Source organism: Roseateles sp. T103, from assembly GCF_057219915.1.
Map to the genome: position 1 here is coordinate 1,107,891 of NZ_JBXVVS010000001.1, position 21,034 is coordinate 1,128,924.

The window sequence follows — 21,034 nt, forward strand, 5'->3', positions numbered from 1 at the left end:
GCTCAGCCGGTCCGCCGCGAACCCAGTCTCTTGAGCAGCCACGCCCCCCGTTTCATCAGCTTCGAAGGCATCGACGGTGCCGGCAAGTCCACCCACATCCAGCGCCTGATCGAGCGCTTCACCGCGCGCGGCGCCGAGGTGGTCAGCACCCGCGAACCCGGCGGCACCGAGCTGGCCGAGGCCCTGCGCGGGCTGTTCCTGCATGCCGCGATGGACGGCCTGACCGAGGCGCTGCTGGTCTTCGCCGGCCGCCGCGACCATCTGCTGAAAGTCATCGAACCGGCGCTGGCCGCCGGCAAGACCGTCGTTTGCGACCGCTTCACCGATGCCACCTTCGCTTACCAGGGCTTCGGCCGCGGCATGGACCTGGCGGTGCTCGGCACGCTGGAGCAGTGGGTGCAAAAGGGCCGGCAGCCGGACCTGACGCTGTGGTTCGACCTCCCGGCCGAGATGGCTGCACAGCGCCGCGCCGCCGCGCGCGAGGCCGACCGCTTCGAGCAGCAGGACCTGGACTTTTTCGAGCGCGTGCGTGCCGGCTACGCCGCCCGCGCTGCGGCAGCACCGCAGCGCTTCGCGCGCATCGACGCCAGCCTGAGCGTCGAGCAGGTGGCAGCGCAGATCGACGCGGTGCTGGAGGCGCGCGGATGGTAGCTGCCGAAGGTCGCCTGCCGCTGCCCTGGCTGGCCGAGCCGCTGCGCCTGGCCCTGGCCACCGGCCGCTCGCATGCGCTGCTGGTGCAGGGGCCGCAGGGCGTGGGCCAGTTCGAGCTGGGCCTGCTGCTGGCGCAGTCCTGGCTGTGCGAGTCCCCGCTCGACGGGGGCCAGGCCTGTGGGCGCTGCGCCAGCTGCCATCTGTTCCAGTCGCATACGCACCCAGACTTCCATCTGCTGTTGCCCGAGGCGCTGCGCGAAGCGCTGGGCTGGGACGCCGACGAAGGAGAGGGCGCCACGGCGAAGGAGAGCAAGACCAAGCCCAGCCGCGAGATCAAGGTCGACGCGATCCGCCAGATGCTGGCCTTCGCGCAGGCCACCTCGGCCCGCGGCCGCGCCAAGGTCGTGCTGCTGCATCCGGCCGAGGCGTTGAACACCGTGGCCGCGAATGCGCTGCTGAAGACGCTGGAGGAGCCGGCCGGCCAGCTGCGCTTCGTGCTTTCCTGCAGCGCGCCGCAGAGCCTGCTGCCGACGATACGCAGCCGCTGCCAGCCGCTGCCGCTGGCGCTGCCGGCGCAAGCCGCCGCGCTGGCCTGGCTGAAGGAGCAGGGCGTCGAGCAGGCCGAGGTGCTGCTGCAGGCCGCCGGCGGCCGTCCGCAGCAGGCGCTGGAGTGGCATCAGGACGGGCTGAAGGCCGCCAGCTGGCTGCAGCTGCCGGCACGCATTGCGCGCGGCGAGTTCGCCGCGGTCAGCGACTGGCCGGTGCCGCGTGCCATCGACGCGTTGCAGCGCCTCTGCCACGACCTGCTGCGCCGCGCGCATGGCACGGCGCCCAGCTACTTTGCGGTCGAAAGCCTGCCGACCCCGGCCAGCGCCGAGCCGCTGCTGGCCTGGTCGCGTGCTTTGCAGCAGGCGGCCCGGCACGAAGACCATCCGCTCAACGCCGGCCTGCTGCTCGAGTCGCTGGTGCTGCAGGGGGAGCAGGCGCTGCAGCAGGCCAGCCCGCGTGGCGCCGCCGCCGCAGCGCGCCGGCCGAGCTGAAACCAGATGTGATTGAGCCGGCTTGACCGGGCATTTGTGCCGGCAGGGGGCTTGAGCCTTTCGCTACACTGCCTGCCACCATGAGCGAGTTGCCCGCCAAATCACAGGCCGCCGCGTTGGTCGGCGCCGTGCCGGCCACGGCTTCGGCCGGCGCGCGCCCCAGCGTCATCCAGCTGGTCTTTCGCGACAAGACGGCGCTCTATGCCGCCTACATTCCGCTGTTCGCTGAAGGTGGCCTGTTCGTGCCGACCAACCGCGACTACCGCCTGGGCGAGGACATCTATCTGCTGCTGCAGCTGCCCGACGATCCGGCGCGCTATCCAGTGGCTGGCAAGGTGGGCTGGATCACGCCACCCAATGCCTCGGGTGGCCGCACACAGGGCGTCGGGGTGCGCTTCCCGGTGGACGAGAAGACCCGCCAGATCAAGCTGAAGATCGAGGAACTGCTGGGTACGACGATCTCGTCGGCCAAGCCCACGCAGACGATCTGACCGAGCCGCCGGGCGTCTGGCCCGGTGATGCGTTTTCCATTCCAAACATGTTCATCGATTCCCACTGCCACCTGAGCTTCCCCGAGCTCGCCGCCAGCCTGCCTCAGCAGCTGGAGGCCATGCAGGCCGCACATGTCGAAGCCGCGCTATGCATCTGCACGACGATGGAAGAGTTTCCCCAGGTGCGCGCGCTGGCCGAGGGCCATCAGCAGCTCTGGGCGACGGTGGGCGTGCATCCGGACAACGAGGATGTCCACGAGCCGACGATCGACGAGTTGGTCGCCGCTGCCGCACATCCCAAGGTGCTGGCCATCGGCGAGACCGGGCTGGACTACTACAGGCTCAACGGCCGCAGCGTCGCCGACATGGAGTGGCAGCGCGAGCGCTTCCGCACCCATATCCGCGCGGCCAAGCTGGCTGCCAAGCCGCTGGTGATCCACACGCGCAGCAGCGCGGCAGATACGCTGCAGCTGCTGAAGGAAGAGGGCGGCGAGCAGGCCGGCGGTGTGTTCCATTGCTTCACCGAAGACCTGGCGGTGGCGCAGGCGGCGGTCGAACTAGGCTTCTACGTCTCCTTCTCCGGCATCCTCACCTTCAAGAACGCGCAAACCATCCGCGATGTGGCGCTGGCGCTGCCGCTGGAACGCATCCTCATCGAGACCGACAGCCCCTATCTCGCTCCTGTACCTTACCGCGGCAAGACCAACAGCCCAGCCTATGTGCCGCATGTGGCGGCCTGCCTGGCCGAGCTGCGCGGCCTGAGCGTCGAAGCTGTCGGCGAAATCACCAGCGCGAACTGCCGACGACTGTTTCGCATGTCATGAAAAACCCGGCGGTCAAGCACAGGCGGACGGCGATGCTTAAGCAGCTGGGTGTCTGCTTGCTGGTGGGCAGCATGCTGACCAGCCTGTGCGCTCACGCAGGACCAGCCGAGCAGGAGTTGCTGCACGCAGCGAGCAATGACAACGGTCGTCATCTGATGGTGTTGATGTTGAGGGGCGTGGACCCGAATACGCGCAACGACAAGCGCCAGACCGCCCTGCATCTGGCCTTGAAGAACGATGCGAACTCCGCGGTTCAGACGCTGCTTCTGTACCCGGCGTTGGATGTCAATGCGGTGAACCAGGACGGCGAAACGCCGCTGATGCTGGCCGCAATCAAGGGCCGGCTCGACTGGGCGCAGGAACTGGTCAGGCGTGGTGCTCTGATCAACGAGGGCGGCTGGAATCCATTGCACTATGCCGCCGCTGGCCCGACGCCTGCCTTGGTGTCGTGGTTGCTCGCGCAGGGTGCCGAGGTGAATGCGGCTTCGCCCAACGGCACGACGGCGCTGATGATGGCGGCGGGCTATGGCCAGATCGACAGCGTCTCGGTGCTGCTCAAGGCCGGTGCCGATCGCACCCTGCGCAATGAGCGCGGGTTGGATGCGGCGGAGTTCGCCCGCCGCGCCGGCCGCGACGAGCTTGCCGCAATGCTGGCTGGCAACAAACGTCGCTGAGCCGGCGGCGACCGCGCCGAATTGCCTGGCGCCCGCAGCAGCGGCGTAGGAATCCGACTGACAAGCTTGCGGCCGACAGCAGCAACGCAATGCTTGGTCTCAGGCCGACTTCAGCCACAAGGGCTGCCGGCCTACAGTGGACTCGTACCGTTTCAAGCGGCAAGGAGCCACTGACATGCGCCATCTGTACCACGCCGAAAATCCCTTTGCGATGTTGCTCGATCCGGAGCGCATCACCCGCGAAGTCGAGGCCTCGGATCGCCTGAAGCGGCTGCAGCGTCGCGTGTGCCGCCCACTGGACAAGCCGCTGATCGCCGTGCGCAGATCCAACGCCGCCATCAGCAGCGATCTCGACCAGGATGCCTACGACGCACTGGTCGACGCCAGCATCGACGAAGACGAGCGTCTGGACGATTGAGCCCGCATCGTTGGCGTCATCGCGGCCTCACATAATATCGACAATGTGTATTATGTGAACCACCGGAATGACATGGTTTAGCTGACTTGCATCAAGACCGCCACGCCCCGGCATCGCAGAATCTGCTCGCCTGACGTGCCGGCCAGGCCAACGCTTTCAAGCAGTACGTGCAGCGATGCAGCCGGCCAGCTTGGAGCCCTGACCATGTCTGTCTACCAACGAATCCTCGTTCCCATCGACGGCAGCGCGACCGCCGATCACGCGCTTGGCGAAGCCCTCAAGCTGGCCGCTGACCAAAGCGCGACGCTTTGCGTGCTGCATGTGCTGGACGACTTCCCGCTCTACGGCGAAATGGCCGTGACGCCCGGCTACCAGCAAACCCTGGAGCTACTGCGCAAGTATGGCGAGGACACGCTGGCCAAGGCCACGCACAAGGCGCGCCTATCCAACGTCGCGGTCGAGACCGTGCAGTCCGAGGCGATCGGCCGCAGAGTCGCCGATGTCATCGTCGAACAGGCTGTCGCGCAGAAATGCCAGCTGATCGTCATCGGCACGCACGGCCGGCGCGGCTTCAGCCGCGCGCTGCTGGGCAGTGACGCGGAACTGGTGCTGCGAGAAGCACCGGTGCCGGTACTGATGATCAAGTACCAAGCGCCAGCCGCCTGAGGACAAGCGCCATGGCCGCCCCCGACGAAGTGATCCGCAAGACGCCGGCCGCTTCGGCAGTGGCGCCGAACATGGCTGACTATGTCGAAGCACGGCGCGACTTCGACTGGCAGGCAATACGCCGCGAGCTCGAATCGCCACCTTCGAGCTGCGGCATCAACATCGCCGACATCGCCCTCGATCGCCAGCTGCGCCTCGGCCATGGCGACAAGACCGCGCTGCGCTGGCGTGGCAAGACCGCCGACCGCAGCCGCAGCATCAGCTATGCCGAGCTGGCTGCGCTGACCAACCGCTTCGCCAATGTGCTGGAAGGCCTTGGCCTGCAGCCAGGCGACCATGTTTTCCTGCTCAGCGGCCGCATCCCCGAGCTGCACGTCGCGATGCTCGGCGCGCTCAAGGCGCGTTGCGTAGTCACGCCGCTGTTCTCCGCCTTCGGCCCCGAGCCCATTGCGACGCGCATGGAGATCGGCCAGTGCCGGCTGCTGGTCACCACCAGCTCGCTGTACCGCAAGAAGATCGCCGCGATGCGGCCCACGCTGCAGACCCTGCAGCAGGTGCTGCTCGTGCGCGACGACGAACAGCCGCTGCCCGAAGACACGCTCGACCTGCAGGCCTTGCTCGATGCCGCGAGCGCCGACTACCGCATCCAGCCCACCGATGCCGAGACGCCGTCGCTGCTCCATTTCACCAGCGGCACCACCGGCAAGCCCAAGGGCGCGCAGCATGTGCACGGCGCCATCGTCGCCCATGTGGCCACCGGCCGGCTCGCGCTGGACCTGCACGACAACGACGTCTACTGGTGCACGGCCGATCCCGGCTGGGTGACCGGCACCTCCTACGGCGTCCTCGCGCCGCTGGCGCTGGGCGTCACGCTGTTGGTCGACGAAGCCGAGTTCGAGGCCGAGCGCTGGTACACGCTGCTGGAGCAGGAGCAGGTCAGCGTCTGGTACACCGCGCCGACGGCCGTGCGCATGATGATGCGTGCCGGCGCCGCCGCCGCGCAGGCGCATGCCCACTCTGCCCTGCGCTTCATCGCCAGCGTCGGCGAGCCGCTGAATCCGCAGGCGGTGCGCTGGGGCGTCGAGGCCTTCGGCCTGCCTATCCACGACAACTGGTGGCAGACCGAGACCGGCGGCATCATGATCGCCAACTACGCCTGCATGGACATCCGCCCCGGCTCGATGGGCAAACCGATGCCGGGCATCACGGCCGCAGTGCTGCGTCGCCATGAGGACGGCACGGTCAGCGAGATCACCGAGCCCGATGTCGAGGGCGAGCTGGCGCTGAAAGTCGGCTGGCCCTCGATGTTCCGCGCCTATCTGAACGAGGAAGCGCGCTACAAGAAGTGCTTCGTCGGCGACTGGTACCTCAGCGGCGACCTGGCCCGCCGCGATGCCGATGGCTACTACTGGTTCGTCGGCCGCGCCGACGACATGATCAAGTCCTCGGGCCATCTGATCGGCCCCTTCGAGGTCGAGTCCGCGCTGATGGAGCACCCTGCCGTGCACGAGGCTGGCGTGATCGGCAAGCCCGAGCCGGTGATCGGCGAGATCGTCAAGGCCTTCGTTGCGCTCAAGCCTGGCGTCGAGGCCAGCGAGGCGCTCAAGCGCGAGCTGCTCGGCTTCGCGCGCCAGCGCCTGGGCGCAGCCGTCGCACCCAAGGAAATCTCCTTCACCGACAACCTGCCGAAGACGCGCAGCGGCAAGATCATGCGCCGCCTGCTGCGCGCCCGCGAGCTGGGTCTGCCCGAAGGCGACACCTCGACGCTGGAGCAACCGCGATGAGCAGCCCGGGCACGCCGCTCAGCGCCGCCGAGGCTCGCGAGATGCTGCACCAGATGCTGCGCATCCGGCGCTTCGAGGAGCGCTGCGCCGAACTCTATGGCGAGGGCAAGATCCGCGGCTTCCTGCACCTCTACATCGGCGAGGAGGCAGTGGCCACCGGCGCCATTCCGCTCCTCGGTGCCGACGACAGCCTACTGTGCACTTACCGCGAACACGGCCATGCGCTGCTGCGCGGTGTTTCGATGCGCGCAGTGATGGCCGAGATGTTCGGCAAGCGCGAGGGCTGCAGCGGCGGCCGCGGCGGGTCCATGCATCTGTTCGACACGTCCAAGCGCTTCTACGGCGGCAATGCCATCGTCGCCGGCGCGCTGCCGATGGCAGTGGGTTTCGCGCTGGCCGAGCAGATGCGCGGCAGCAGCAATGTCGCGGCCTGCTTCTTCGGCGAAGGCGCGATCGCCGAAGGCGAATTCCACGAGAGCGCCAACCTCGCCGCGCTGTGGCGCCTGCCCTTGCTGCTGCTGTGCGAGAACAATCGCTATGCGATGGGCACCGCGCTGGAGCGCTCCGAATCGCAGACCGATCTGTGTGTCAAGGCGCGCAGCTACGGCATCCATGCGCTCAGCGTGGATGGCATGAATGTGCAGGCGGTGCGCGGCGCCACGCGCGACGCGCTGGCACATGTCCGCGCCGGCAAAGGGCCGGTGTTCGTCGAGTACCGCACCTACCGCTTCCGCGCGCACTCGATGTACGACGCCGAGCTCTACCGCAGCAAGGCCGAGGTCGAGCAGTGGAAGCAGCACTGTCCGATCCAGGCGCTGATCCGGCACGCCGAATCGCTGGGCATCGCGCCCGACATCGCCGCGCTGGAGCGCGAGATCGCCGCCGAGATCGCCGATGCAGTGGCCTTCGCCGACGCCGGCACGCTGGAGCCGGTGGACGACATGCTCAGGCATGTTGTGGCGGAGGCGCAATCATGAGCCGCAGCAGCTACCGCGAAGCGCTGCGCCAGGGCCTGCGCCATGCGCTGACGAACGACCCGCGCGTATTCCTGCTCGGCGAGGACGTGGGCCGCTACGGCGGCAGCTATGCGGTCAGCAAGGGCCTGCTGGAGGAGTTCGGCGAGGCGCGCGTGCGCGACACGCCGCTGTCCGAATCCGGTTTCGTCGGCTGCGCGATCGGCGCGGCGATCAACGGCATGCGGCCCATCGTCGAGGTGATGACGGTGAACTTCAGCCTGCTGGCGCTGGACCAGATCGTCAACAACGCCGCCACGCTGCGCCACATGTCCGGCGGCCAGGTCGGCGTGCCGGTGGTGATACGCATGAGCACCGGCGCCGGCCGCCAACTCGCCGCGCAGCATTCGCACAGCCTGGAGGTCTGGTACGCCCATGTGCCAGGCCTGCGCGTGCTGGCCCCGGCCACGCTGGACGACGCCCGCGGCATGCTGCTGGCCGCGCTGCAGTCGCCGGACCCGGTGGTGATCTTCGAGCACGCCCTCCTGCTCAACGCCGAAGGCGATCTGGACGGCGAGCCTGCGCCGGTGGACATCAGCCGCGCCGCCGTGCGCCGTGAAGGCGGCGACCTGAGCCTGATCACCCACGGCGGCTCGCTGCCGCGCTGCCTGGCCGCCGCCGAGCAGCTGGCGGCCGATGGCATCTCGGCCGAGGTGCTGGATCTGCGCGTGCTGCGCCCGCTCGATACTGCAGCGATCAGCGCCACGGTGGCGAAGACGCGCCGCGTGCTGGTGGTCGACGAGAGCTGGCAGACCTGCGGCCTGGGCGCCGAGCTGCTGGCCGGCATCGCCGAGCGCAGCTTCTACGAGCTGGATGCGCCGCCGATGCGCGTCTGCACTGCCGAGCTGCCGATACCGTATGCCAAGCACATCGAGGATGCCGCCCTGCCCAATGTGTCGCGCATCGTCGCGGCGGCACGGCAACTGGTGGCCGGAGGGAGCGATAGCTGATGAGCAAGACCCTGAAACTGCCCTCCTTCGGCGCCGACATGGACGACGCGGTCTTCGTGCAGTGGAACGTCAAGCCGGGCGACAAGGTGACGCGCAGCCAGATCGCCGCCGTGGTGGAGACGCAGAAGGGTGCGATCGATGTGGAGGTCTGGGACGAAGGCATCGTCGCCCGGCTGATCGCCGCACCAGGCGAACGTCTGCCGGTGGGCGCGCCGCTGGCGCTGATCGCCGAAGAGGGCGAGGACTGGCAGGCGCTATCCGGCGAGGCCGTGCCGGCACGTGCGCCGGCTGATGCAACAAGCCAGGCTGCAGCCGCGGCATCGAGCACCGCAGCCCCGGCCGCGGCGGCGAATACTAGCCGCGCCCGCATCTCGCCAGCTGCACGAAAACGAGCGACCGAGTTGGGTGTGGACATCGCGGCATTGGCGGCAAAGCTGGGCGGCCGGGCGGTATCGCTGGCCGACGTGGACGGCGCGGCCGGCTCTGCACCCGCGGCAGCAAGCCCTGCCCCGGCCAACTCCCCCGCCGAAGCGATGCGCGCCGCCATCGCCGCGGCGATGAGCAAGTCCAAGCGCGAGATCCCGCACTACTACCTGAGCAGCGAGATCGAGATCGAGGCTGCGTCCGCCTGGCTGGAGCGCTTCAATACCGAGCGGCCGGTGACCGAGCGCGTGCTTTTTGCCGCACTGGCCTTGCGCGCGATCGCGCTGGCGCTGCGCGAGTTCCCGGCGCTCAACGGCCGTTGGGTCGACGGCCGTTTCGAGCCGGCCGCGCAGATCAATCTGGGCGTGGTCACCTCGCTGCGCAGCGGTGGCCTGGTCGTGCCCACGGTGCACGAGGCCGACAAGCTGGCTCTGTCCGAGCTGATGAAGTCGCTGAACGAGGCGCTGACCCGCGCGCGCAAGGGCCAGCTGCGCAGCTCGGACCTGGCCGACTCGACGATCACGGTGAGCAATCTCGGCGATCTGGGCTGCGACAGCGTGCTGGGCGTGATCTACCCGCCGCAGGTGGCGCTGGTCGGTCTGGGCAGCGTCGCGCAGCGACCCTGGGTGCGCGATGGTCAGCTGGTGGTGGCGCGCACGCTGACCGCCAGCCTGGCCGCCGACCATCGCGCCAGTGACGGCATGCTCGGCGCACGTTTCCTGGCTGCGTTGCGTGCGCGGCTGGCCCGCCCCGAGGAGCTGCTGTGATGAGCATGGACCGCGAGACCCTGCGCCAGACCGTGATTGCCGCGGTTCTCGAGCTTGCGCCCGAGGCTGACTTCACACAGCTTGATCCTGCCGGGTCATTGCGCGAGCAGTTGGACCTCGACTCCTACGATTTCCTCAACCTGCTGGTCGCGCTGCATGAGCAGCTCGGTGTGGACGTCCCGGAGGCGGATTACGCCAAGGTGGATGGGCTGGACAAGCTGCTGGACTATCTGGTCGCGAAGCTGGGCTAGCTTGTTCGCTGCGCGTCTTCTTGGACCGGCCTGCGTCGACCGAGTGTGGGGCAGGCGGTTCGGGCAGGCGTTCTCAGGGTCACGCTCGCGGTCGACCACCGAGCCCTGCCACCCGCACCTCATCAACACCGACCAGGCTGGCCACCAGTCAGGACACCGCGAATGGCCCCTGCGCCCGCCTGCCCGAACCACCTACCCCCGCACCACAGGTGGCATGCCGCCACTTGGGAGCGCGCGGTGTGTCGCGGGGTGGAGGTGCTGGCCGGATGCGCAGGGGCTTTTTCGCGGTGTCCTGGCTCCCTGCAAGGGCAGGCTCGTGTTGATGAGGCCCAGGTCGATCCGCTCGATGGTCGACCGCGAGCGTGACCCGTAGCAGCCGGCCAGCGCCTCCGCCCCGGCGCGCCCACGAAGGCAAGCTCAGACGCCGAACTACTCGACACGCCCCACCCTCTTCAGCCCCTCGGCCAGCTTGCGCAATTCCTGCTCGTCGAGCGTCTCCTGCGCCATCAGCGCCTCGGCCGCCCGATCGAGGATCTCGCGATTGTCGTGAAGCACGTCGCGCGAACGCTGCAGCGCTTCCTGCAGCAGCTGACGCACCGCCTCGTCGATGCGCTCGGCGGTCTCCGGGCTGGTGTACTCCGAGCGCAGCGACGCCGCGCCATCGTTGACCAGGAAGGCCGGCGCACGCTCGGCATAGGCCACCGGCCCCAGCTTCTTGTCCATGCCATAGCGCTGCACCATGTCGCGCGCCATATCGGTGGCGCGGGCCAGGTCGTCGGCGGCGCCGGTCGACGGTTCGCCGAAGACCAGATGCTCGGCCGCGCGCCCGCCCAGCAGCACGCTCATCTTCACCAGCAGCTCGCTGCGCTTCAGCACATGGCGGTCCTCGCTGGGGCGCTGCAGCGTGTAGCCCAGAGCGCCGATGCCATGCGGCACGATCGAGACCTTATGCACCTCGTCGCTGCCCGGCAGCGCCAGCGCGGTCAGCGCATGGCCCAGCTCGTGGTAGGCGACGAGCTTCTTCTCATCGGCGCTGAGGATGCGATGCTTCTTCTCGATGCCGGCGACGATGCGCTCCAGCGCCGCGGTGAAGTCGTCGAGGTTCACCGCCTCGGCCTTGCGCCGCGTGGCGACCAGCGCCGCTTCGTTGACCAGATTCGCCAGGTCCGCGCCGGCGAAGCCTACGGTGATCGCGGCCACCTGATCCAGGTCGACACCGGCTGCCACGCGGATCTTCTTCACATGCACCTTAAGAATGTCGAGCCGCCCCTTGCGGTCCGGCCGGTCCACCAGCACCTGGCGGTCGAAGCGGCCGGCGCGCAGCAGCGCCGGGTCCAGCGTCTCGGGCCGGTTGGTCGCGGCCAGCAGCACCACGCCGACGCGCGGATCGAAGCCGTCGAGCTCGACGAGCAGCTGGTTCAGGGTCTGCTCGCGCTCGTCGTGCCCGCCGATCAGCGACGAGGCGCCGCGCGTCTTGCCCAAAGCGTCGAGCTCGTCGATGAAGATGATCGCCGGCGCCTTGGCGCGGGCCTGCTCGAAGAGGTCGCGCACGCGCGCCGCGCCGACGCCGACGAACATCTCGATGAACTCCGAGCCGCTGATCGAGAAGAAGGGCACGCCCGCCTCGCCGGCCACCGCACGCGCCAGCAGCGTCTTGCCGGTGCCGGTGGGGCCCATCAGCAACACGCCCTTGGGCACGCGCGCACCCAGGCGGCCATGCTCCTTGGGGTTCTTCAGGAAGTCGACGATCTCCTGTAGTTCGGCCTTGGCCTCGTCCACGCCGGCCACGTCCTCGAAGCGCACGCCGGTGCTCTGCTCCACATAGGTCTTGGCATGGCTCTGGCCGATGCCGAGCAGCCCGCCCATGCCGCCGCCACCGGCGCCCTTGCCGCTGAGCAGGCGCTTGTTCATCCAGTACCAGAAGCCGATGAAGATCGCCGTCGGCGCGATCCACGACAGCAGTTGCGAGAACCAGTCCGACTCCAGCGCGCGGCTGTAGGGCACGCCGTACTTGTCGAGTTCCTCGGCGATGGCCGGCTCCACACGCACCGCGACCACGCTGGTCTTGCCCTGCGCATCGGCGACCTTGAGCTTGCCGTTGACCAGCCGTTCGCTGACGGTGACCTCGGCGATCTTGCCGTCCTTCAGCAGGGCGTGGAACTCGCTGTAGGGAATCGTCGCCACCGCGCCCTGCTGCAGCATCAGGTCGCGCAGCAGCCACAGCGCGAGCAGCATCGCCAGCAGCGAGGCCCAGTGCGTCCAGCTCTTGCGCACGCCGCCGCCGTCACCGCCTGCGCCGAGATCCCGCTTGCCGCCGCCGTTGCCGTCCTTGCCCGTCCCTACCATGCTGCCGCTGCCTTCCTGGCTATTTCTCGAAGCCCACCGTCTGCGACAGCAGCACCTCGTGGTCGTGCGCCAGACCCAGCGCGCTGGCGATGGCCTCGCGGTCTATCCAGGCGCGGATCACCGTCGCCAGCCCGGCGCTGGCCGCCCACAGATAGACGTTCTGCGCGATCGCGCCGGCGGCGACATGCGCAAAGGCCGAGCGTTGCGCGGCCGGCACCATCTTCAGCTTGTCGTGGTTGGCCACGAAGATCAGGTCCAGCGGCGCTTCGTCGACGAAGTCCTGATAGCCGCTGACGCGGCGCAGGTCCGCCGCGGCGAGCAGCTCCAGATGGTGGCTGGCCGGCTCGTAGCGGTAGGCGCCCTCGGGCAGCGCGACGATCAGCTCGATCTCCTGCGCATTCAGCGCCGAGGGCGCGGTACGCCCGCCGCCGCTGCGGTTCTGTCCGGTGGCGGCCCAGAGCATGTCGGCGAGCTGCTGCTCGCTCAAGGCGTCAGGCCGGTAGCTGCGCGAGGAGCGGCGCTTGTCCAACGCCTCCATCAGCGGCATGCCGCCGCTGCGCTGCGGCGCCGGCAGCACGCGGGTGGCCGGACTCGCGCCCTTGGCCGGAGCCGGGCGCATCGCGCCCATCGCGCCAAGCACCAGTTTCGTCAGTGCGTTCGTCATGGTTCAAACCCTCATCGGCTGCTGCATGCCCGGCGTGCCATGCGCCAGGAAGACCGGATGCGACTTCGGCGCCGCCGGCCGCTCCACGCCCTCGCGGGCGATGCCGCTGCGTACCGCACCGGCCAGGCCGCTGATCTGCCCGGCCAGCGCCTCCAGCACATCGTCGAAGCTGACGATGCCGACGATGCGGCCATCACCCTCGGTGACGAGCAGGCGGCGCACGCCGGCCTCGCGCATGATCTCCACCGCCTCGCCCAGGCTGGCATTGCCAGGCACCGCGCTCAGGTGCCGCTTGGCCAGCTGGCCGACGGTCGTGCGCTGCGGATCGAGATCCAGCGCCAGCGCGTCGACGACCAGGTCGCGGTCGGTCACCACGCCGATGGCCTGCTCGGCCCCGCCGATCAGCTGCGTGACGACTAGGCTGCCCACATGTTCGGCGCGCATCGCCAGGGCCGCGTCGCGCAGGCTGGCGCCCGCGTCCAGCGTGACGATCTCGCGCTTGCAGATGCTTGCTACTGTCATGGTCCGCACCTCCTCATGCTTGTGTTCTGGATGCGCGCAAGCTTAGCGGCCGACCGTGACGCCAAATTGCCCTGGATCAAGAGAGGCCGATGGCACGCGGGCACCATCGTGGGGTCCAGACCAGGGAGGAACTCAGCGATGCGTGCGATGGTCCTGCATGCCCCCGGCGACGCCTTGCGCTTGGAGCAGCGCCCCGATCCGCAGCCCGGCCCGGGCGAGCTGCGCCTGCGCATCGAGGCCTGCGCGGTCTGCCGCACCGACCTGCATGTGGTCGATGGCGACCTGCCGCTGCCCAGGCTGCCGCTGGTACCCGGCCACGAGATCGTCGGCCGCATCGATGCTCTGGGGCCGGGTGTCGACGCCGGCTGGAAACTCGGCCAGCGCGTCGGCGTGCCCTGGCTGGCGCACACCTGCGGCCACTGCCGCTACTGCGCCGACGGGCACGAGAACCTCTGCGACACGCCGCTGTTCACCGGCCATGGCCGCGACGGCGGCTTTGCCAGCCATGTGCTGGCCGAGGCGGCCTTCTGCCTGCCGCTGCCCGATGACCAGGACGCTGTGCAGCTCGCTCCCCTGCTTTGCGCCGGGCTGATCGGCTGGCGCGCGCTGAAGCTGGCCGGCGACGAGGCGCAGGTGCTGGGCCTCTACGGCTTCGGCGCCGCCGCGCACCTGATCGCACAGGTGGCCATCCATCAGGGCCGCAAGGTCTATGCCTTCACGCGCGCCGGCGACCATGAGGCGCAGGAGTTCGCGCGGCGCCTGGGCGTGTTGTGGGCCGGCGACTCCGACCAACCGCCGCCCGAGCCGCTGGATGCGGCGATCATCTTCGCGCCGGTCGGCGCGCTGGTGCCGCTGGCGCTGCAGGCGGTGCGCAAGGGCGGCCGCGTGGTCTGCGGCGGCATCCACATGAGCGAGATCCCCGCCTTCGCCTACAAGCTGCTGTGGGAGGAACGCCAGCTTGTGTCGGTGGCCAACCTCACCCGCGCCGACGCGCACGAGTTCCTCGCGCTGGCCGCTACCCTGCCCTTGCGGGTCGAGACGACGCGCTACCCGCTGGAGCAGGCCAACGAAGCGCTGGCCGACCTGCGCAGCGGACGGCTGCAGGGCGCGGCGGTGCTGCTACCCTGAAGCGCTTTCGTCCCAGTCTGGCAAAGCATGGCTACAATGCGCGCGGTCAGGAGAGAGCTCCGATAGAGGAGCCGCCGAAGGCGCAGTGGCACCGGTGATCCCAAGCTGCGAACGCTCAGGCAAAAGGACTGACAAGACGCCGATAACCCGGCGTTCCTCACTGGAGAGAGGCGGGCCCCGAGCCCGTCCACCGAAGGGGCAAGCTCTTGGCGATCTGCCAGCGGCCAATCTCTCAGGTAAAGCGGACAGCGAGGGCATATCCCCCACTCCTTCTGGGAGTGGGCCACAAGATGCCCTCGGAGCTTTCCCAAATGTCCGCCAGCGAAGTTCTCCTCAAGACCCCTCTGCACGCGCTGCACGTCGAACTCGGCGCCAAGATGGTGCCCTTCGGCGGCTATGACATGCCCGTGCAGTACCCCGCCGGCATCATGGCCGAGCACAAGCACACCCGCGCCGCGGCCGGCCTGTTCGACGTTTCGCACATGGGCCAGGTGCGCCTGGTCGGCGCCGGTGCTGCCGCCGCGATGGAATCGCTGGTGCCGGTCGACGTGGTCGACCTGGGCGTGTTCAAGCAGCGCTATGCGATGTTCACCAATGAGGCCGGTGGCATCCTCGACGACCTGATGATCTGCCGCCGCCCGGACGACCTCTTCGTCGTCGTCAACGCCGGCTGCAAGGTGCAGGACATCGCCCATATGCAGAAACACCTCGCCGGCCAGTGCGAGGTGATCCCCTTGCCCGAGCAGGCGCTGCTGGCGCTGCAGGGGCCGCAGGCGGTCGAGGCGCTGGCGCGGCTGAACCCCGAGGTCGCCAAGCTGACCTTCATGACCGGCGGCTTCTTCGAGCTCGACGGCATCCCCACCTTCCTGACCCGCTCGGGCTACACCGGCGAGGACGGCTTCGAGATCTCGGTGCACCAGGACCAGGCGGTGGCGCTGGCGCGCAAGCTGCTGGCCCAGCCGGAAGTGAAGCCCATCGGCCTGGGTGCGCGCGATTCGCTGCGCCTGGAAGCCGGCCTGTGCCTCTACGGCCACGATATCGACACGACGACCACCCCGGTCGAAGCCGCCCTCACCTGGGCGATCCAGAAGGTGCGTCGCCCGGGTGGCGCACGCGCCGGCGGCTATCCGGGCGCGGCAGTGATCGAACAGCAGCTGGCCCATGGCGCAGCGCGCAAGCGCGTCGGTCTGCTCAGCAGCGAGCGCATGCCGGTGCGCGAGGGGTCGAAGATCGTCGACGCCAACGGCACCGAAGTCGGCATCGTCACCAGCGGCACGCTGGGCCCGACCGTCGGCAAGCCGGTGGCGCTGGCCTATCTGCAGAGCAGCCATGCCGCACTCGGCACCGAGGTCTTCGCCATCGTGCGCGACAAGCGCACCCCGATGACCGTCAGCGCCACCCCCTTCACCCCGAACCGCTACTACCGCGGCTGACCCCTACTCAACTTCAACGGAGCCCGACCATGACCATCAAGTACACGCCCGACCACGAGTGGGTCCAGATCGAAGCCGACGGCAGCGTCACCGTGGGCATCACCGTCCACGCGCAGGACGCGCTGGGCGACGTGGTCTTCGTGGACCTGCCCGAAGTCGGCAAGAGCTATGCCGCCAAGGACGTGGCCGGCGTGGTCGAGTCGGTCAAGGCCGCTGCCGACGTCTACATGCCGGTGACGGGCGAGATCACCGCCGTCAACGAAGATCTGCGCAACGACCCCTCGCTGGCCAACACCGACCCGCTCAAGGCCGGCTGGTTCTTCAAGGTCAAGCTGGCCAACCCGGCCGAGCTGGATGCGCTGATGGACAGCACCGCCTACGACGAGCTGGTCAAGAACAGCTGAAGTGACGTAAGCCCCTCGCCCAGGCTGCCACGCTGAACGCGGGCACGGCTGGGCGGTCCCCCGAGGGGACGGCGATGCTGGCGGCATGGAGCCACCTGCATCACCTCGCGGGCCGGCTTGGGGCGGCCCGGCACCCGGCCCGGCACTTGGCCCGCCGAACACTGAGATAGAGAGATTTTTGCCATGTTGATGTCTGCGCTGAAGCCCCTGGGCGAACTCGAGAACGCCGCTGAATTCCAAGCCCGCCACATCGGCCCGGATGCCACCGATGAAGCGGCGATGCTCTCCGTGATCGGCCAGGCTTCGCGCCGCGCGCTGATCGAGGCCGTGGTGCCCGCATCCATCAAGCGCGCGCAGGGCATGCAGCTGCCGCCGGCCGTCACCGAGGCGCAGGCGCTGGCCGAGCTGAAGGCCATCGCCGCACAGAACCAGGTGCTGAAGAGCTATATCGGCCAGGGCTACTACGGCACGCATACGCCGGGCGTCATCCTGCGCAACATCCTCGAGAACCCCGCCTGGTACACCGCCTACACGCCCTACCAGGCCGAGATCTCGCAGGGCCGCATGGAGGCGCTGGTGAACTTCCAGACCATGGTCACCGACCTGACCGGCCTGGCCATCGCCAATGCGTCGATGCTGGACGAAGCCACCGCCGCCGCCGAGGCGATGACGCTGGCCGCGCGCGTCGGCAAGAGCAAGAGCCTGAATTTCTTCGTCGCCGACGATGTGCTGCCGCAGACGCTGGAAGTGATCCGCACTCGCGCCGAGCCGCTGGGCATCACGGTGCAGGTCGGTCCGGCAGCCGACGCTGGCAAGAGCGGCGAATGCTTCGCAGCGCTGGTGCAATACCCCGGTGTCAACGGCGAGGTGCGCGCGCTGCAGCCCATCGCCGACGCGGTGCATGGCCAGGGCGGCCTGCTGATCGTCGCTGCCGACCTGCTCGCGCTGACGCTGCTGAAGGCGCCGGGCGAGCAAGGCGCCGACATCGCCGTCGGTACCACCCAGCGCTTCGGCATGCCCATGGGCAATGGCGGCCCGCATGCCGCCTACATGGCCTGCAAGGACGAGTTCAAGCGCAGCCTGCCCGGCCGCCTGGTGGGTGTCTCGGTGGATTCGCACGGCAACCCGGCCTACCGCCTGGCGCTGCAGACCCGTGAACAGCACATCCGCCGCGAGAAGGCCACGTCCAATATCTGCACGGCCCAGGTGCTGCCGGCGGTCGTCGCCAGCATGTACGCGGTCTACCACGGCCCCGAAGGCCTGAAGCGCATCGCGCTGCGCGTGGCCAGCTACACCGCCATCCTGGCCAAGGCGCTGGGTGCGCAGAAGGCCAATGCCTTCGCCTTCGACACGCTGGAGATCAAGACCGGCGCGCAGACCGAGGCCATCATCGCCAAGGCGCTGGCCGCCGGCATGAACTTCCGCCGCGCCTCTGCCGAGAGCGTGTCGATCTCGCTGGACGAGACCACCACGCGCGCCGACCTGGCCGCCATCCTGACGGTGTTCGGCGTGACGACCGATCTTTCGGCCTTCGAGAACGGCATTGCACCGTTGATCCCGGCCGAGCTGGTGCGCAGCAGCAAGTACCTGAGCCACCCGGTCTTCAATCGCTACCACTCCGAGACCGAGATGCTGCGCTATCTGCGCAGCCTGGCCGACAAGGACCTGGCGCTGGACCGCAGCATGATCCCGCTGGGCTCCTGCACGATGAAGCTCAACGCCACCAGCGAGATGATCCCCATCACCTGGCCGGAGTTCGCGCAGGTGCACCCCTTCGCGCCGCGCGAGCAGCTCAAGGGTTATGAGCTGCTCAACGAGCAACTCACCGGCTGGCTCTGCCAGGCCACCGGCTATGCCGGTATCAGCCTGCAGCCCAATGCCGGCTCGCAAGGCGAATACGCCGGCCTGCTGGCGATCAAGGCCTGGCATGAGTCTCGCGGCGAAGGCCATCGCAAGATCTGCCTGATCCCCGAGTCGGCCCATGGCACCAACCCGGCGTCGGCGCATATGGTGGGCATGCAGGTCGTCGTGACCAAGTGCGACAAGGAAGGCAATATCGACCTCGCCGACCTGCAGGCCAAGTGCGAGCAGCATGCCGCCAACCTGGCCGCGATCATGATCACCTACCCCTCCACCTATGGCGTGTTCGACACCCATGTGAAGGAGATCTGCGCGCTGGTCAAGAAGCATGGCGGCCGCGTCTATGTGGACGGCGCGAACATGAACGCGCTGGTCGGCGTCGCGGCACCGGGCGAGTTCGGTGGCGACGTCTCGCACCTGAACCTGCACAAGACCTTCTGCATCCCGCACGGCGGCGGCGGCCCGGGCGTCGGCCCGGTTTGCGTGGTCGAGGATCTGGTGCCTTTCCTGCCGGCGCATCGCTCGGCCGGCATCGGCGGCAAGACCAATATCGGCGCGGTCTCGGCCGCACCGCTGGGCAATGCCGCGGTGCTGCCGATCTCGTGGATGTATGTGCGCATGATGGGTGCCGAAGGCCTGACCGATGCCACCGAAGTGGCGATCCTGTCGGCGAACTATGTCGCGGCGCGCCTGGCCGATGCCTATGACATCCACTTCAGCGGCAACATCGCCGGCGTCAAGGGCGGCGGCGTGGCCCACGAGTGCATCCTCGACCTGCGCCCGCTGAAGGACGCCACCGGCGTCGGCGCCGAGGATGTGGCCAAGCGCCTGATCGACTACGGCTTCCACGCACCGACGCTGTCCTTCCCCGTAGCCGGCACGCTGATGGTCGAGCCCACCGAGAGCGAATCCAAGCACGAGCTGGACCGCTTCTGCGACGCGATGCTGCAGATCCGCGCCGAGATCGCCAAGGTCGAGAAGGGCGAGTGGCCGCGCGAGGACAACCCGCTGCTCAACGCACCGCACACGGCCGAGAGCCTGCTGAAAGCCGAGTGGACCCATGCCTACACGCGCGAAGAAGCCGCCTATCCGGTGGCCTCGCTGCGCCGGCAGAAGTACTGGTCGCCGGTGGGCCGCGTGGACAATGTCTACGGCGACCGCAATCTGTTCTGCTCCTGCGTGCCGGTGAGCGACTACCAGTAAGTCGCCAAGTTCTGGGGCCGGTCATTCCGGCCCTTTTTGCATCTGCGACAGCTGCGCGCCGGCGATCCCGGTCGCGGTCTGTCTCGCGCCAGTGCCCTTGCTCATCAGGAAGGACTGTTCGCCATGGCTGTTTCCGTCTTCGACCTCTTCAAGATCGGCATCGGACCGTCGAGCTCGCACACCGTCGGGCCGATGCGCGCGGCGCGCCTCTTTGCGCTGCGCCTCAAGCATGAAGGCCTGCTGGACAGCACGGCGCGCGTCGTCTCGCAGCTCTACGGCTCGCTGGGCGCCACCGGCAAGGGCCACGGCAGCGACAAGGCGGTGCTGCTGGGTCTGGCCGGGCATGAGCCGGACACGGTGGATGTCGAGCGGATCCCCGCCTATCTGGACGCGATCCGCGGCGGCAGCCGCCTCGCGCTGCTGGGCGAAAGGGAGCTGGCCTTCGACGAGGCCAAGGACCTGGTGTTCTTCCGCCGCCAGAGCCTGCCGCTTCATGCCAACGGCATGCGCTTCACGGCCTTCGATGCCGAGGGCAAGGCGATTCAGGAGCGCGTCTACTACTCGGTGGGCGGCGGCTTCGTCGTCAGCGAGGAGGTGCTGGCCGACGGAACGAAGCAGAAGCAGATCGCGCCGGACGCCACCGTGCTGCCCTACCCCTTCAAGACCGGCGACGAACTGCTGGCGCTGACGCGCACGCACGGCATAAGCATCGCCGAACTGATGCGCCGCAACGAGCGCCACTGGCGCAGCGACGACCAGACCCGCGCCGGCCTGCTGCGCATCTGGCAGACCATGCAGGACTGCGTGCAGCGCGGCCTGCGCAGTGAGGGCACCTTGCCCGGCGGTTTCAAGGTCAAGCGCCGCGCCGCGCAGCTCTACCACGACCTGACCAGCAACCCCGAAGCTGCCTTGAGAGACCCGCTGCAGGTGATGGACTGGGTCAACCTCTATGCATTGGCCGTCAACGAAGAGAACGCCGCCGGCGGTCGCGTCGTCACCGCGCCCACCAATGGCGCGGCCGGCATCGTGCCGGCGGTGCTGCACTACTACAGCCGTTTCGTGCACGGCTCGAATGAAGACGGCGTGATCGACTTCCTGCTCACCGCCGCGGCCATCGGCGTCCTCTACAAGGAGAACGCCTCGATCTCCGGCGCAGAGGTCGGCTGCCAGGGCGAGGTCGGCGTGGCCTGCTCGATGGCGGCCGGCGCGCTGTGCGCGGTGATGGGCGGCACGCCCGAGCAGGTCGAGAACGCCGCCGAGATCGGCATGGAGCACCACCTGGGCCTGACCTGCGACCCGGTGGGCGGCCTGGTGCAGATCCCCTGCATCGAGCGCAATGCCATCGCCTCGGTCAAGGCGATCAACGCCGCGCGCATGGCGCTGCGCGGCGACGGCACGCACTACGTCAGCCTCGACAAGGTCATCAAGACCATGCGCGAGACTGGTGCCGACATGATGAGCAAGTACAAGGAGACCGCGCGTGGCGGTCTGGCGGTGAACATCGTCGAGTGCTGAGCCGCCC

General features: G+C 68.6%; 20 protein-coding genes and 2 riboswitches. Of the genes, 17 read left to right on the top strand and 3 right to left on the bottom strand.

Annotated features, from left to right (window positions below; genetic code table 11):
- Positions 1-30 precede the first annotated feature (30 nt).
- From tmk to AC2EBS_RS04860, 12 genes are all read left to right on the top strand, one after another.
- Positions 31-651: a dTMP kinase gene (tmk, locus tag AC2EBS_RS04805; RefSeq protein ID WP_484727223.1), complete on the top strand. Its 621-nt coding sequence runs from the start codon at positions 31-33 to the stop codon at positions 649-651.
- The gene (holB, locus tag AC2EBS_RS04810; RefSeq protein WP_484727224.1) at positions 645-1,691 is read left to right on the top strand and encodes a DNA polymerase III subunit delta'; all 1,047 of its coding nucleotides are present in this window, start codon (positions 645-647) and stop codon (positions 1,689-1,691) included. Before tmk ends, holB begins: the two co-directional genes overlap by 7 nt.
- Positions 1,692-1,771: 80 nt before the next feature.
- A complete protein-coding gene (locus AC2EBS_RS04815) occupies positions 1,772-2,182 on the top strand; it encodes a PilZ domain-containing protein (RefSeq protein ID WP_484727225.1) in 411 nt (136 codons plus the stop codon).
- Positions 2,183-2,229: 47 nt separating this feature from the next.
- Positions 2,230-3,006, top strand: a complete 777-nt coding sequence (locus tag AC2EBS_RS04820) for a TatD family hydrolase (protein WP_484727226.1) — start codon at positions 2,230-2,232, stop codon at positions 3,004-3,006.
- Entirely contained in the window at positions 3,003-3,680 is a 678-nt protein-coding gene (locus tag AC2EBS_RS04825; RefSeq protein WP_484727227.1) for an ankyrin repeat domain-containing protein, read from the top strand. The genes AC2EBS_RS04820 and AC2EBS_RS04825 overlap by 4 nt, the downstream gene beginning before the upstream one ends.
- 175 nt (positions 3,681-3,855) lie before the next feature.
- Positions 3,856-4,098 carry a hypothetical protein gene (locus AC2EBS_RS04830; RefSeq protein WP_484727228.1) on the top strand — a complete coding sequence of 81 codons (243 nt, stop codon included), beginning with the start codon at positions 3,856-3,858 and terminating at the stop codon, positions 4,096-4,098.
- Between the two features lie 204 nt (positions 4,099-4,302).
- Positions 4,303-4,764, top strand: coding sequence for a universal stress protein (locus AC2EBS_RS04835; protein WP_484727229.1), 462 nt, complete (start codon positions 4,303-4,305; stop codon positions 4,762-4,764).
- Between the two features lie 11 nt (positions 4,765-4,775).
- Positions 4,776-6,548 carry an acetate--CoA ligase gene (gene acsA / locus AC2EBS_RS04840; protein WP_484727230.1) on the top strand — a complete coding sequence of 591 codons (1,773 nt, stop codon included), beginning with the start codon at positions 4,776-4,778 and terminating at the stop codon, positions 6,546-6,548.
- The gene (gene pdhA, locus AC2EBS_RS04845) at positions 6,545-7,525 is read left to right on the top strand and encodes a pyruvate dehydrogenase (acetyl-transferring) E1 component subunit alpha (protein WP_484727231.1); all 981 of its coding nucleotides are present in this window, start codon (positions 6,545-6,547) and stop codon (positions 7,523-7,525) included. The genes acsA and pdhA overlap by 4 nt, the downstream gene beginning before the upstream one ends.
- Positions 7,522-8,511 carry an alpha-ketoacid dehydrogenase subunit beta gene (locus AC2EBS_RS04850; RefSeq protein ID WP_484727232.1) on the top strand — a complete coding sequence of 330 codons (990 nt, stop codon included), beginning with the start codon at positions 7,522-7,524 and terminating at the stop codon, positions 8,509-8,511. The genes pdhA and AC2EBS_RS04850 overlap by 4 nt, the downstream gene beginning before the upstream one ends.
- On the top strand, positions 8,511-9,701 hold the full coding sequence (locus AC2EBS_RS04855; RefSeq protein WP_484727233.1) for a dihydrolipoamide acetyltransferase family protein: 1,191 nt from the start codon (positions 8,511-8,513) through the stop codon (positions 9,699-9,701). The genes AC2EBS_RS04850 and AC2EBS_RS04855 overlap by 1 nt, the downstream gene beginning before the upstream one ends.
- Entirely contained in the window at positions 9,701-9,952 is a 252-nt protein-coding gene (locus AC2EBS_RS04860) for an acyl carrier protein (protein ID WP_484727234.1), read from the top strand. Before AC2EBS_RS04855 ends, AC2EBS_RS04860 begins: the two co-directional genes overlap by 1 nt.
- Before the next feature lie 429 nt (positions 9,953-10,381).
- On the opposite strand, the gene ftsH is transcribed toward AC2EBS_RS04860, so the two are convergent.
- The 3 genes from ftsH to AC2EBS_RS04875 all read right to left on the bottom strand — a co-directional run bounded on the left by ftsH (position 10,382) and on the right by AC2EBS_RS04875 (position 13,484).
- A complete protein-coding gene (gene ftsH, locus AC2EBS_RS04865; RefSeq protein ID WP_484727568.1) occupies positions 10,382-12,187 on the bottom strand; it encodes an ATP-dependent zinc metalloprotease FtsH in 1,806 nt (601 codons plus the stop codon).
- A 130-nt stretch (positions 12,188-12,317) separates the two neighbouring features.
- Complete coding sequence (locus tag AC2EBS_RS04870) at positions 12,318-12,962, bottom strand: nitroreductase family protein (protein WP_484727235.1); 645 nt, start codon at positions 12,960-12,962, stop codon at positions 12,318-12,320.
- Between the two features lie 3 nt (positions 12,963-12,965).
- Entirely contained in the window at positions 12,966-13,484 is a 519-nt protein-coding gene (locus AC2EBS_RS04875) for a CBS domain-containing protein (RefSeq protein ID WP_484727236.1), read from the bottom strand.
- A gap of 138 nt (positions 13,485-13,622) precedes the next feature.
- Between AC2EBS_RS04875 and AC2EBS_RS04880 the strand changes: the two genes are divergently transcribed.
- From AC2EBS_RS04880 to AC2EBS_RS04900, 5 genes are all read left to right on the top strand, one after another.
- Positions 13,623-14,612 (top strand): zinc-dependent alcohol dehydrogenase family protein, encoded by a 990-nt coding sequence (locus tag AC2EBS_RS04880; protein WP_484727237.1) that lies wholly within the window; start codon positions 13,623-13,625, stop codon positions 14,610-14,612.
- Positions 14,613-14,649: 37 nt separating this feature from the next.
- A riboswitch (glycine riboswitch) is annotated at positions 14,650-14,753 on the top strand.
- A gap of 9 nt (positions 14,754-14,762) precedes the next feature.
- Positions 14,763-14,871: riboswitch (glycine riboswitch) on the top strand.
- A gap of 52 nt (positions 14,872-14,923) precedes the next feature.
- Positions 14,924-16,045, top strand: coding sequence for a glycine cleavage system aminomethyltransferase GcvT (gene gcvT, locus AC2EBS_RS04885; protein ID WP_484727238.1), 1,122 nt, complete (start codon positions 14,924-14,926; stop codon positions 16,043-16,045).
- 29 nt (positions 16,046-16,074) lie between these two features.
- On the top strand, positions 16,075-16,449 hold the full coding sequence (gene gcvH, locus AC2EBS_RS04890) for a glycine cleavage system protein GcvH (protein WP_484727239.1): 375 nt from the start codon (positions 16,075-16,077) through the stop codon (positions 16,447-16,449).
- Between the two features lie 183 nt (positions 16,450-16,632).
- Positions 16,633-19,512: an aminomethyl-transferring glycine dehydrogenase gene (gene gcvP, locus AC2EBS_RS04895; RefSeq protein ID WP_484727240.1), complete on the top strand. Its 2,880-nt coding sequence runs from the start codon at positions 16,633-16,635 to the stop codon at positions 19,510-19,512.
- 123 nt (positions 19,513-19,635) lie between these two features.
- A complete protein-coding gene (locus AC2EBS_RS04900) occupies positions 19,636-21,027 on the top strand; it encodes an L-serine ammonia-lyase (protein ID WP_484727241.1) in 1,392 nt (463 codons plus the stop codon).
- Positions 21,028-21,034 lie beyond the last annotated feature (7 nt).

Excerpts from the sequence above, each read along its gene's own strand:
- AC2EBS_RS04900 (WP_484727241.1), top strand. The coding sequence starts at position 19,636 with ATGGCTGTTTCCGTCTTCGACCTCTTCAAGATCGGCATCGGACCGTCG.
- gcvT (WP_484727238.1), top strand. The coding sequence starts at position 14,924 with ATGTCCGCCAGCGAAGTTCTCCTCAAGACCCCTCTGCACGCGCTGCAC.
- AC2EBS_RS04815 (WP_484727225.1), top strand. The coding sequence starts at position 1,772 with ATGAGCGAGTTGCCCGCCAAATCACAGGCCGCCGCGTTGGTCGGCGCC.
- AC2EBS_RS04835 (WP_484727229.1), top strand. The coding sequence starts at position 4,303 with ATGTCTGTCTACCAACGAATCCTCGTTCCCATCGACGGCAGCGCGACC.
- AC2EBS_RS04830 (WP_484727228.1), top strand. The coding sequence starts at position 3,856 with ATGCGCCATCTGTACCACGCCGAAAATCCCTTTGCGATGTTGCTCGAT.
- AC2EBS_RS04825 (WP_484727227.1), top strand. The coding sequence starts at position 3,003 with ATGAAAAACCCGGCGGTCAAGCACAGGCGGACGGCGATGCTTAAGCAG.
- AC2EBS_RS04850 (WP_484727232.1), top strand. The coding sequence starts at position 7,522 with ATGAGCCGCAGCAGCTACCGCGAAGCGCTGCGCCAGGGCCTGCGCCAT.
- AC2EBS_RS04880 (WP_484727237.1), top strand. The coding sequence starts at position 13,623 with ATGCGTGCGATGGTCCTGCATGCCCCCGGCGACGCCTTGCGCTTGGAG.
- gcvH (WP_484727239.1), top strand. The coding sequence starts at position 16,075 with ATGACCATCAAGTACACGCCCGACCACGAGTGGGTCCAGATCGAAGCC.
- AC2EBS_RS04875 (WP_484727236.1), bottom strand. The coding sequence starts at position 13,484 with ATGACAGTAGCAAGCATCTGCAAGCGCGAGATCGTCACGCTGGACGCG.
- pdhA (WP_484727231.1), top strand. The coding sequence starts at position 6,545 with ATGAGCAGCCCGGGCACGCCGCTCAGCGCCGCCGAGGCTCGCGAGATG.
- gcvP (WP_484727240.1), top strand. The coding sequence starts at position 16,633 with ATGTTGATGTCTGCGCTGAAGCCCCTGGGCGAACTCGAGAACGCCGCT.
- AC2EBS_RS04820 (WP_484727226.1), top strand. The coding sequence starts at position 2,230 with ATGTTCATCGATTCCCACTGCCACCTGAGCTTCCCCGAGCTCGCCGCC.
- holB (WP_484727224.1), top strand. The coding sequence starts at position 645 with ATGGTAGCTGCCGAAGGTCGCCTGCCGCTGCCCTGGCTGGCCGAGCCG.
- acsA (WP_484727230.1), top strand. The coding sequence starts at position 4,776 with ATGGCCGCCCCCGACGAAGTGATCCGCAAGACGCCGGCCGCTTCGGCA.
- ftsH (WP_484727568.1), bottom strand. The coding sequence starts at position 12,187 with ATGCTGCTCGCGCTGTGGCTGCTGCGCGACCTGATGCTGCAGCAGGGC.
- AC2EBS_RS04855 (WP_484727233.1), top strand. The coding sequence starts at position 8,511 with ATGAGCAAGACCCTGAAACTGCCCTCCTTCGGCGCCGACATGGACGAC.
- AC2EBS_RS04870 (WP_484727235.1), bottom strand. The coding sequence starts at position 12,962 with ATGACGAACGCACTGACGAAACTGGTGCTTGGCGCGATGGGCGCGATG.
- AC2EBS_RS04860 (WP_484727234.1), top strand. The coding sequence starts at position 9,701 with ATGAGCATGGACCGCGAGACCCTGCGCCAGACCGTGATTGCCGCGGTT.